Genomic DNA, 11,205 nt, shown 5'->3' with positions numbered 1-11,205 from the left:
TCTCTGCACCATGCTTGGCGACCCGGCCGGCGAGCATATCGGCACGGTCGAGCATCTGATGGCCACGGTGTTCGGCCTCGGCATCGACAACCTCATCGTCGAGATCGACGGGTCGGAAGTTCCCATTCTCGACGGCAGCGCCATGGCCTTCGTCGAAGCCATCGACCAGGCGGGCATCGAGACGCTGGCGGTGAAGCGTCGCTATATCCGCGTCGTCAAGCCGGTGCGCGTGGAAGCAGGCGCGTCCTGGGCGGAGTTCCGCCCCTATGACGGCACGCGCTTCGAGATCGAGATCGATTTCGAGAGCCCGGCGATCGGTCGACAGCAATTCGCTTCCGACATCAATCCCGACATCTTCCGCCGCGACATCGCGCGGGCGCGGACCTTCGGCTTCATGAAGGACGTCGAGAGGCTTTGGGCCGCAGGCTACGCGCTCGGCTCGTCGCTCGAAAACTCGCTCGTCATCGGCGACGACAACCGCGTCATCAATGTCGGCGGGCTGCGCTATTCCAATGAGTTCGCCCGCCACAAGACGCTCGATGCGATGGGCGACCTGGCGCTGGCCGGCGCTCGCTTCATCGGCTGCTTCCGCTCCTATCGCGGCGGCCACCGGATGAACGCCTCGGCGTTGCGCCGGCTGCTTTCCGACCACACGGCCTTCGAGATCGTCGAGACCCGGCGCCGCGAGCGCGGCCGCGTCGCCGAGATGATCGCCGTCAGCCGGCCGGTCTACGCGCCCTGGGTGATCTGAGCCGACGCGTCCCAGGTTTCGCGCCGGATTTCGTATTCCACATCGCCGTGCTCGGCCCCCGGCAGCCTGTCGGGCTCTTCGACATAGAACGTGCCGACATGCGTGAGCCCGGCCTTTTCCAGGACACGGCGCGAAGCCTTGTTGACGGCCATCGTGCTGGCAATGATTCGGACAAAACCGAAGCGGGAGAAACCGGACTCGACCAGCGCTCTCGCGCCTTCGCTGGCGTAGCCGAGCCGCCAAACCGCGCGCCGCAAGCGATAGCCTAAAGCATGTCTCCCGAAAGTGGGAACCGGTTTCGAGGCAAAGACATGCGCAAAATCAAAAGCCTAAAGCGCAAGGAGCGAATCTGAAAGATCGCGACGCGCTTTAATTCCGCCGAACCATCGCCGCGATCGTATAGCGAGAACCAGCCGACAAACGCGCCGGATACCTTCTCCCGGGCGCTCCAAACGCCCAGTTCGATGCCGCGCGGCATCAGGAAGTCGACAGAAGGATCGATGCCGTCCGGCGGCGTCGGCCCGCCGCCATTGAGAAAGCGCATCACGTCCGGATCCTGCTCCAGAGCGAAAAGATCATCCCGGTCGGCCGGGATCACGGGCTTCAGCAACAGGCGCGGTGTTTCCACTTCCTGGGACATGTAACGGTTCCTTTGCGATCGACGGGGCAATATCTCGCCTGATGTGGCAAGACGCAGCCGGCCGGTTTGATGTGAGGCAAGGCTGTGTGGTAATATTGCATCACCGGGGCGCCAAATCGCGGCTTGTTTGCAGCGCGCGGCGGTCGCCACAAAAATGTGCGATTGGCCGGACATAGCGTTGCCGGGCAAGGGGATAATGGTTTATGGCTTCGGCCCGGACCGAAACGACGCCGAAGGGGCGGAATCCAAACATGTTTTTTTCGCGAGTTGGTCAATCGGCAACGCCGCGTCGACGTGCTTTGCTGGCGCTGTCGGTGGTGGCTCCCGCGCTCGTGTTGTCGGCCTGCATGTCCTCCGAGAAGGATGTCAACCTGGCGACCTATGTCGACCAGACCGAACCGGCCGACGTTCTCTACAACCAGGGCCTGGCCAACATGAATGCCGGCCGCCTCGACGAGGCGAGCAAGAAATTCGACGCGGTCGACCGCCAGCATCCCTATTCGGAATTCGCCCGCAAATCGATGGTGATGGGCGCTTTCGCCGACTATCGCGGCGGCAATTACGACGAAGCGATCGGCACCGCGAAGCGCTATCTGACGCTTTATCCCTCGACCGACGATGCGGCTTACGCGCAGTACATCATCGGGCTCTGCTATTACCGGCAGATCAAGGACGTCACCCAGGACCAGAAGGAAGCCCGCCAGACCATCCAGACCATGCAGGATCTGGTGACGCGCTGGCCGAACTCCGAATATGTCGGCGACGCCAAGGACAAGATCCGCTTCGCCAACGACCAGCTCGCCGGCAAGGAGATGCAGATCGGCCGCTACTATCTCGAGCGCCGCGAATACATCGCCGCTGTGAAGCGCTTCCGCACCGTGGTCGAGAACTATTCCAGCACCCGCCATGTCGAGGAGGCGCTCGCGCGCCTGACCGAGTCCTACTATGCCATGGGTCTGACCTCGGAGGCGCAGACGGCCGCAGCGGTGCTCGGCACCAACTATCCTGACAGCTCGTGGTACAAGGATTCCTACAAGCTCCTGCAGAGCAACGGGCTTGAGCCGCGCGAAAATGCCGGGTCATGGATCTCCAAGGCCGGGAAGCTGATCACCGGCGCCTGAAGCTTGCGATGCTGTCCAGACTGTCGATCCGCGATATCGTCCTGATCGAGAAGCTGGACATCGACTTCCTGCCTGGGCTTTCGGTGCTGACCGGCGAGACCGGCGCCGGCAAATCCATCCTGCTCGATGCCTTGTCGCTGGCGCTCGGCGCGCGCGGCGATGCTTCGCTCGTCCGCCACGGCGCGGCGCAAGGCCAGGTCATCGCGGTGTTCGACGTGCCGCGCAATCATCCGGCTCGCGCGCTGCTCGCCGAAAACGAGATCGAGGACGATGGCGACGTCATCCTGCGCCGCGTGCAGACGGCAGACGGCCGCACCCGCGTCTTCGTCAACGATCAGCCCTCCAGCGTCACGCTGATGCGCGAGGTCGGCCGGGCGCTGGTCGAGATCCACGGCCAGCATGACGAACGTGCCCTGGTCGATCCCGGCGCGCATCGCGAATTGCTGGACAGTTTCGGCGGCCATCTGGGTGCCGTGCGCGGCACGGGCGAAGCTTGGCGCTACTGGCGAAATTGCGAGCAGGAGCTTTCCCGGCATCGCGCCAAGGTCGAGGCGGCGGCGCGCGAGGCCGATTACCTGCGCGCTTCCGTGGCCGAGCTCGCAAAGCTCGATCCGGCGCCGGGCGAGGAAACGGAGCTTGCGGATTTGCGCGCGCAGATGATGCGCGTCGAAAAGATCGCCGGCGAAATCCATGACGCGCAGGACGTGCTGTCGGGACCGGCTTCGCCCTTGCCCCAGCTTGCCAGCCTGTTGCGGCGGTTGCAGCGCAAATCGAGCGAAGCGCCCGGTCTGCTCGACGAGGTGGTGAAGTCGCTTGACGAGGCGATGATCTCGCTCGATGCGGCGCAGTCCGGCGTCGAAGCTGCGCTGCGCGCCACCGAATATGATCCGCAGCGTCTGGAGAAGGCGGAAGAGCGGTTGTTTGCGCTGCGCGCCGCGTCGCGCAAGCACAATGTGCCGGTCGACGACCTGGCGAAGCTGCGCGACACGATGGTGGCCGATCTTGCTGACCTCGATGCCGGCGAGGAGCGGCTGCATGCGCTGGAAAAGCAGGCCGCCGCAGGGCGCGAGGCCTACGATATTTCCGCCGCGCAGCTGTCGTCGCTGCGCCATGCAGCGTCGGCGGGGCTGACCAAGGCGGTGATGGCCGAATTGCCGGCGCTGAAGCTCGAGCGGGCCGAGTTCATCGTCGAGATCGCAAGCGATGCCGAGAGCCGCATGGAAGAAGGTATCGACCAGGTCGAATTCTGGGTGCGCACCAATCCGGGCACCAGGCCTGGGCCGATGATGAAGGTCGCCTCTGGCGGCGAGCTGTCGCGCTTCCTTTTGGCGCTGAAGGTGGCGCTTGCCGATCGCGGCTCGGCGCCGACCCTGGTCTTCGACGAGATCGATACCGGTGTCGGCGGCGCGGTGGCCGACGCCATCGGCCAGCGGCTGGCGCGGCTGTCGAAGCGGGTGCAGGTGCTATCGGTCACGCATGCGCCGCAGGTCGCGGCACGCGCGGCGACGCATTTCCTGATCTCGAAATCCGGCGGCAAGGACCGCGTCGCCACCGGCATCGCCGAGATGGACCGCGCCGCGCGCCAGGAAGAGATCGCCCGCATGCTGGCCGGCGCCACCATCACCGACGAAGCTCGCGCGGCGGCGGATCGACTGTTGCGCGAGAACACGGCCGCCGCTTAGAAGTTCGACCCCTTGGCCCCTCGGAAGCAGAGTCAGGAGATGTCTGTATCTTCCTGTCGGCCAATGATTTTTCCACAGGCCATCCCCCTGTCGGCGAATCCTGATTTATAGTGGCCTGCCACACTTTGAGGATCGCGCAGCATGTCGGAAAAACCAGTCGAATCGCTGAGCGAAAGCGAAGCAGCTGATGAGCTGAAGCGGCTGGCGGCCGAGATTGCTGAGCACGACCGGCGCTATCACACGGAAGACGCGCCGACCATCACCGATGCCGAATATGACGCGCTGCGGCGGCGCAATCTTGCCATCGAGGAGCAGTTCCCGGGGCTGGTGCGTGAGGATTCGCCGTCGCTCAGGGTTGGCGCCGCGCCGGCGGAAGGTTTTGCCAAGGTGCGCCACGCCGTGCCGATGCTCAGCCTCGCCAAGGCCTATACCGACCAGGACGTCGCCGATTTCATCGAACGCGGCCGGCGTTTCTTCGACCGTGACAAGGACCTCGACATCGCCTTCACCGCCGAGCCGAAGATCGACGGCCTGTCGGCCTCGCTGCGCTACGAGAACGGTGTGTTCGTGCAGGGCGCGACGCGCGGTGACGGCGCTGTCGGCGAGGACATCACCGCCAATCTGAAGACGATTGCCGACATTCCGAAGGCGCTGAGGGGGTCGGGCTGGCCGGAGACGATCGAAATCCGCGGCGAGGTCTACATGACCTACGCCGAATTCGAGGCCCTGAAGCAGCGTTCGGCGGCGGTCGGCGGCCAGGACTACGTCAATCCGCGCAACACGGCGGCAGGGTCGCTGCGCCAGAAGGACCCGTCGGTCACCGCCAGCCGCAACCTCAAATTCTTCGCCTATGCCTGGGGCTACACGACGGCGGACCCCGCGCCGACGCAGTTCGAGGCGGTGCAGAAATTCGGCGAGTGGGGGTTCAAGGTCAGCCCGCTGATGGTGCGGGCGAAGTCGATCGAGGACCTGATCGCGCAGTATCACCAGATCGAGGAACGGCGTTCCTCGCTCGGCTACGACATCGACGGCGTCGTCTACAAGGTCGACCAGCTCGAGCTGCAGCGCCGATGGGGTTTCGTGACCGGCGAGCCGCGCTGGGCCGTCGCCCACAAATTCCCGGCCGAGCAGGCGATGACGACGGTCGAGAAGATCGACATCCAGGTCGGCCGCACCGGCACGCTGGCGCCGGTGGCGCGGCTGGCGCCGGTCACGGTCGGCGGCGTGGTGGTCGAAAACGTCACGCTGCACAATGAAGACTATATCAAAGGCTTCGACAGCAACGGCCAGCCGATCCGCGACGGCATCGACGTGCGGATAGGCGACACGGTGGTGATCCAGCGGGCAGGGGACGTCATCCCGCAGATCGTCAGCGTCGTCATCGACAAGCGGCCGGCCGGCGCGGTTCCCTATGAATTCCCGCATACCTGCCCGGTCTGCGGCTCGCCGGCGACGCGCGAGATCAACGAGAAGACGGGTAAGGAAGACTCACGCCGCCGCTGCACCGGCGAGCTGATCTGCGCCGCGCAGGCGGTGGAAAGGCTGCGCCACTTCGTGTCGCGCGGCGCGCTCGATATCGAGGGCCTCGGCGCGGAAAACATCGACCTCTTCTTCAATTCGGGGCTGGTCAAGACAGCGGCCGACATCTTCACGCTGAAGGACCGAAGGCCAGCCGTCACCAAGGCGCTGGCCGAGCGGCGCGAGGAGCAGGCGCGGCTGCGCGAGGAAGCCTCGGGCAAGACGCGCAAGAATGTGCGCAGCGTCGAGGATCGCAACTATGAAGGCCTCGACAAGCTCTTCGCGGCCATCGACGCGCGGCGCGAGCCGGAGCTCGACCGCTTCATCTTCGCGCTCGGCATCCGCCATATCGGCGAGACGACGGCCGCCGTGCTTGCCCGCCAGTTCTCGACCATCGAGGAACTGATTCGCATCGGCAAGGAAACGGCAAAGGCGGAGAATCCCCACACCGTGTTCCCGTCGATCAATGGCATCGGTGACACCGTCATCGATGCGTTGCGCAACTTCTTCGGCAACGAACGCAACGATGACGTGCTCGACAGGCTGCTCGAGCAGGTCAAGCCGAAGTCGTATATCGTCACCGTTTCGGCCGATAGCGAGGTTGCGGGCAAGACCATCGTCTTCACCGGCACGCTGGAAAAGATGACACGGTCCGAGGCCAAGGCAATGGCAGAACGGCTCGGCGCCAAGGTGGCGGGCTCGGTGTCGGCCAAGACCGATCTGCTGGTGGCCGGGCCAGGGGCGGGTTCCAAACTGAAACTTGCCGGTGAACTCGGCGTCGAAGTCATCGACGAGGACACCTGGCTGCAGCGGGTCGGCAAGGCGTGATGACGGGCGAGTTCAAGGGTTTTGGGCCTAAAGCCATCCCTTTCTTCAAGGCGCTCGACTTCCACCAGAGCCGCGAATGGTTCCAGGAGAATCGCGACCTTTACGACAGTGAGCTGCATGGGCCGCTCTGCGATCTGGTCGAGACGCTCACAGAGCGATTCGAGGCGGCGAAGCTCGGTCTGCGCGGCGATCGCAAGAGATCGCTGTTCCGCATCAATCGCGACGTGCGCTTCGCCAAGGACAAGCGGCCCTACAACCGGCACCTGTCGGCGATCCTGTCGCCAGACGGCAGCAAGATGTCGCAAGGCGTCTTCTATGTGCATATCGGACTGGAGCGTTGCTTCGCCGGCGTTGCATGGTGGCAGCCGGCGCCGGAGCTGCTGCAGGCCATGCGCAAGGCGATCGTGACCAAGCCGGCCGCGTTCCGCGCCATGGTCACTTCACTCAAGAAGGCGGGCCTCGAGCTTGATGCGGAGGATCGCCTCAAGCGCGCGCCGCGCGGCTTCGAGGACGTCGGCGACGAGGATCTTGCGCAAGCGGTGCGCAACCGGCATTTCGTGGTCCGGCACGACATCGATCCGGCGACGATCCATTCGCCGGCGCTGGTCGACGATCTCGTCCGGTTCACGCTTGGCGCCAAGCCGTTGCTCGACTGGGGCAGGGCGATCCAGGGGACGGCCGTGGCGGCCTAAAGCGCGTCGCGATCTTTCAGATTCGCTCCATGCGCTTTAGGTTCTTGATTTTACGCATGTCTTTATCCCGAAACCGGTTCCCACTTTCGGGAGACATGTGTTGACGCCGCCGTTCGGCGGTCGCCAGCCGCTCACATCCGCATCAAGAGGCCGCCGTCGACAGCGAGTTCGATGCCGGTGATGTAGCTCGCGGCGTCAGAGAGCAGGAAGAGCGCGGCGTTGGCCATGTCCTGCGGCGTGCCGATGCGGCCGAGAGGCGCGTAACTCGCCACGGCGGCGCGTTTCTCCTCGGTGTCCCAGCGCGCCTGCAACGGTGTCAGCGCCATGCCGGGGCAGATCGCGTTCGAACGGATGCGCTCGCCCGCAAGCTGCATGGCTAGCGACTTGGACAGCGCGCACACGCCGGCTTTTGAGGCCTGATAGGCGTCCTGCGGGTTGGGGTCGCCGCGATACCACTGGATGGTCGAGAAATGCACCATGGCGCCGCCGCGCCCGCCGGCGCGCATATGGGGGACGACCGCGCGCGCCGTGTGCACGAAGGATTTCAGGTTGATGTTGAAGACGTCATCCCAGACGCCGAGATCCATGTCGAGCGCCGACCTGTCGCGACCGAACCACAGAACGCCGGCGACATTGGCCAGATAGTCGATGCCGCCGCGCTCGCGGCCGGCAGTGCCGATGACCTCTTCGACGAAGGCGGCGTCGGTAAGATCGCCCTGGGCGAAGGTCAGCCGGTCGTCATATCCGGCCAGCGAGGCCGGACGCGCCTTGACGTCGATGGCGGTGATGGAGGCGCCTGCATCGAGCAGCGCAAGCGCGATGGCCTCGCCCATGCCGCCGCCGGCACCAGCCACGACCGCATGCCTGCCGGTGAAATCAAAGACGACCATCCGTCACCCCTCTTGGTGTTGGCGCCAAGGCGCGATAGCGGGACAATAGGGGCGGACAAAAAAACCATCAAGCCGTATTCGAAAAAATTTGCCAAAATGGAAAATCGCGATATCGTGCCGCGATCGACAGCTTCCTATGGGTGGATTCCAAGACCATGAACCTGCATTCCGGCACGCGGACATTTTCGGTGACCTCTCCTGTCGACGGCACGATCTACGCCACGCGCAGCTATGCGGACGGCCCGACGATCGAGGCGACTGTTGCCCGGGCCCGCGCGGCGCTGCCGGGCTGGCGGCGCATGCCGCTGGCCGAGCGCCTGGCGATCCTTCTGCGCTTCGGCGAGGAGATGAAGGCGCGCGCCGCCCCGCTGGCCGAGGCGGTGGCATGGCAGATCGGCAGGCCGCTATGGCAGGCCGACGAGACGCCGCGCCTGGCGCTGATCGGCGAGCTGCTTGCAGGCGCCGCCCCCGAGACGCTGGCCGACATGGCTTACCCTTCGGATGAAAACATCCGCCGCTACGCCAGGCCGGTGGCCGGCGGCCTGCATCTGTCGATCTGCGCCTGGAACTACCCGACCGCCATGCTCGGCTATCTGGTCACGTCGCCGCTTGCCGCGGGCAATGTGGTGATCTTCAAGCATTCGCCGCAGACCCCGCTGATCGCCGAGCTCGCCGAGGAGGCTTTTCGCGCCGCCGGCGGACCGGAAGGCGTCTTCCAGAGCTTGCATCTCGACCATGCGGACGCCGAGCGGCTGATCGCGTCGAGCGTCTTCAACGCCGTCAATTTCATCGGCTCGGTCAATGGCGGCCGGCGCGTGCATGCGGCGGCGGCCGGCACCTTCACCCAGGTGCATCTGGAGCTCGGCGGCAAGGATCCGACCTATATGCGTGCAGATGCCGACCTCGAAGCGGCGGTTCTGCTGATCGCCGAGGGCAGCTATTCCAATGCCGGCCAGTCCTGCTGCTCGGTCGAGCGCATCTATGTCGACCGCTCGATCCATGATCGTTTCGTCGAGGCGCTGGTCGCCGAGACGGCGAAATGGTCCATCGGCCACCCGATCGGCGAAAGGCCGATGGTCGGTCCGGTGGTGCGCGCGGTTGCCGCGGACACCATTCGCGGCCTTACCGAAAGCGCGGTGCGGGCAGGGGCGAAGCGGCTGATGCCGCAGGATGGTACGCTCAAGGCGGCAAAGCTCGGGACCGCCTATGTCGCGCCTGAAGTGCTGACCGGCGTGGATCATACCATGCAGATCATGCGCGACGAGCTGTTCGGGCCGGTGGCCTGCGTCCAGGCAGTGAGCGGTGACGACGAGGCGATCCGGCTGATGAACGACAGCGACTATGGCCTCAGCGCCTCGATCTGGACGCGCGATGTCGAGCGCGGCGTGACCTTGCTCGACGAGGTCGAGGCCGGCACGGTCTATCTCAACCGTTGCGACCATGCCGACCTCTATCTGCCGTGGGGTGGCATCAAGAACTCCGGTCTCGGGCGCACCAACGGACGCGCCGGCCTGATCGAGGCGACGGCGGCGAAGGCGTACCATGTCCGCTCCGTCATCGCCTGACCGTCAGCGGCATCCGACCGTGCGGGACCTTGAAAAGCTTGGCGATGCGGCGGTCGCGGCGCTTGCCGCGGCCGGGGTGGAACGGCTGCTGCCGGAAGCGGCCAGCCCCTATCTCTTGATCGCCGAGCATGCCGGCAACGCCGTGCCGGCGGCGTGGCGCGACCTTGGCCTGGCAGAGCCTTATCTCGGCACCCATTTCGCGGTCGATATTGGTGTCGATGCGCTGACGCGGCGGCTCTCGCAAACGTTGCGGGCGCCGGCGGTGATCGCGCGCTATTCTCGGCTGTTCCTCGACTACAACCGACCGGCCGAGGAATGGGACTTCATGCGGCCGGACCTCGGCGGCATTCCGGTGCCGGGCAATCTGGCGGTCGATGCCGCGGATTTGCGGCTGCGCAAGCTTGTCGCCTGGGCGCCGGTCGAGCGGGCGATCATCGAAGCGACCGCCGGCAGGCGGGCGCTGATCTCGGTGCATTCCTTCACGCCGGTGATGGGCGGGGTGCAGCGCAATGTCGATATCGGCGTGCTGTGGCGGGACCAGTCGCCCTTCGTCACCGCGGTGCTGAAAACGCTCAGGACCCAGGGCGCGGACGCAGGCTTCAGGATCGGCGACAACGAACCTTACGACTGGCGCCAGGCTGTCGGTTACACGCTGAACCGGCATGGGCTGCAACAGGGCCGGCCCTGCCTCTACCTCGAGGTCCGCAACGATCTCCTGGCCAATCCGGAAACATTCGAACGCATCAGCCGCATCTTGGAGGCTGCCTTTGCCACCGTCGCGATATCCTTATGGCCGCAATCAGCCGTAGCCGTCTAAAGGCTGGACGCTCAAATAGCGGAACGCTAGAGCTTGTCGAATTGGAAACACGACAGCCATGGGCGTGGACGATGCAAGGCAATGTGGGCAGCAAGATCCGCGACGCGCGCAAGCAGCAAAACATCACCTTGCGCGACCTCAGCGAGCGCTCCGGCCTTTCCGTCTCGCAACTGTCGAAGCTGGAGAACGGCAAAGCCAGGCTGACGGTCGACATCGCGCTGATGATCGCCGGCGTGCTGCACGTGCCGGTGGCCTCGTTCCTGTTCAGCCCGAAGCCCGGACCGCAGGCGCGGCGCTCGATCACGCGCGCCGGCAGCGGCATCCTGCACGAAGGCAATGCCATGGAATTCGAGGTCTTGTGCAGCGATTTCCGCGACAAGACCAACATTTTCTGGCGCGTCACGCTGCACGCCAGGAACTTCGAGGAAAACGGCGGCTGGCGCAGCCATTCGGGTGAGGAGTTCATCCACGTGCTGAGCGGCAGCCTGCAGCTCCACACGCTCCATTACGACCCGACCGTGTTGCAGCCTGGCGACAGCATTCTGTTCGACGGCGAAATGCAGCACGCCTATGTCGCGCTCGGCGACGAGCCCGTCATCATGCTGATGTCGAACACCGTGCCGCGCGACGGGTTGCCGCCGCGGGCAGGCGCCTGATCGACGGGTCCAGGCCTTTCCGCTCAAGAATTTTTCTAAAATGGA

11 protein-coding genes are annotated in these 11,205 nt (G+C 65.0%); 8 read left to right on the top strand and 3 right to left on the bottom strand.

The genetic code is table 11. The features are described 5' to 3' along the window. On the top strand, positions 1 to 751 hold a 751-nt coding region (gene lpxC, locus FJ471_RS22535), incomplete at its 5' end, for a UDP-3-O-acyl-N-acetylglucosamine deacetylase (protein ID WP_140806944.1). Here the strand turns inward: lpxC and FJ471_RS35590 are convergent. Together FJ471_RS35590 and FJ471_RS35585 are read right to left on the bottom strand one after the other, a co-directional pair. Then, positions 730 to 1,008 carry a GNAT family protein gene (locus tag FJ471_RS35590; protein ID WP_181179653.1) on the bottom strand — a complete coding sequence of 93 codons (279 nt, stop codon included), beginning with the start codon at positions 1,006 to 1,008 and terminating at the stop codon, positions 730 to 732. The genes lpxC and FJ471_RS35590 overlap by 22 nt on opposite strands. Positions 1,009 to 1,016: 8 nt before the next feature. Next, positions 1,017 to 1,391 carry a GNAT family N-acetyltransferase gene (locus tag FJ471_RS35585; RefSeq protein ID WP_181179652.1) on the bottom strand — a complete coding sequence of 125 codons (375 nt, stop codon included), beginning with the start codon at positions 1,389 to 1,391 and terminating at the stop codon, positions 1,017 to 1,019. A 251-nt stretch (positions 1,392 to 1,642) separates the two neighbouring features. On the opposite strand from FJ471_RS35585, the gene FJ471_RS22525 reads away from it, so the two are divergent. The 4 genes from FJ471_RS22525 to FJ471_RS22510 all read left to right on the top strand — a co-directional run bounded on the left by FJ471_RS22525 (position 1,643) and on the right by FJ471_RS22510 (position 7,232). Beyond that, positions 1,643 to 2,512, top strand: a complete 870-nt coding sequence (locus FJ471_RS22525; protein ID WP_140806943.1) for an outer membrane protein assembly factor BamD — start codon at positions 1,643 to 1,645, stop codon at positions 2,510 to 2,512. A gap of 8 nt (positions 2,513 to 2,520) precedes the next feature. Next, complete coding sequence (gene recN / locus FJ471_RS22520) at positions 2,521 to 4,194, top strand: DNA repair protein RecN (protein ID WP_140806942.1); 1,674 nt, start codon at positions 2,521 to 2,523, stop codon at positions 4,192 to 4,194. 141 nt (positions 4,195 to 4,335) lie between these two features. Continuing rightward, a complete protein-coding gene (ligA, locus tag FJ471_RS22515) occupies positions 4,336 to 6,540 on the top strand; it encodes an NAD-dependent DNA ligase LigA (protein ID WP_140806941.1) in 2,205 nt (734 codons plus the stop codon). After that, positions 6,540 to 7,232, top strand: coding sequence for a TIGR02453 family protein (locus FJ471_RS22510; RefSeq protein WP_140806940.1), 693 nt, complete (start codon positions 6,540 to 6,542; stop codon positions 7,230 to 7,232). The genes ligA and FJ471_RS22510 overlap by 1 nt, the downstream gene beginning before the upstream one ends. 131 nt (positions 7,233 to 7,363) lie before the next feature. Here the strand turns inward: FJ471_RS22510 and FJ471_RS22505 are convergent, their stop codons facing one another. Next, positions 7,364 to 8,122 (bottom strand): SDR family oxidoreductase, encoded by a 759-nt coding sequence (locus FJ471_RS22505; RefSeq protein WP_140806939.1) that lies wholly within the window; start codon positions 8,120 to 8,122, stop codon positions 7,364 to 7,366. A 155-nt stretch (positions 8,123 to 8,277) separates the two neighbouring features. Between FJ471_RS22505 and FJ471_RS22500 the strand changes: the two genes are divergently transcribed. From FJ471_RS22500 to FJ471_RS22490, 3 genes are all read left to right on the top strand, one after another. After that, the gene (locus FJ471_RS22500; RefSeq protein WP_140806938.1) at positions 8,278 to 9,687 is read left to right on the top strand and encodes an aldehyde dehydrogenase family protein; all 1,410 of its coding nucleotides are present in this window, start codon (positions 8,278 to 8,280) and stop codon (positions 9,685 to 9,687) included. After that, positions 9,665 to 10,504, top strand: a complete 840-nt coding sequence (locus FJ471_RS22495; RefSeq protein ID WP_140806937.1) for an N-formylglutamate amidohydrolase — start codon at positions 9,665 to 9,667, stop codon at positions 10,502 to 10,504. The genes FJ471_RS22500 and FJ471_RS22495 overlap by 23 nt, the downstream gene beginning before the upstream one ends. 71 nt (positions 10,505 to 10,575) lie before the next feature. Continuing rightward, positions 10,576 to 11,160, top strand: a complete 585-nt coding sequence (locus FJ471_RS22490) for an XRE family transcriptional regulator (protein WP_140806936.1) — start codon at positions 10,576 to 10,578, stop codon at positions 11,158 to 11,160. The last annotated feature ends 45 nt before the right edge of the window (positions 11,161 to 11,205 follow it).

It is taken from the genome of Mesorhizobium sp. B2-7-1, assembly GCF_006440735.1.
Taxonomy (GTDB): domain Bacteria; phylum Pseudomonadota; class Alphaproteobacteria; order Rhizobiales; family Rhizobiaceae; genus Mesorhizobium.
This window is presented reverse-complemented; position numbering and strand designations above follow the sequence as displayed.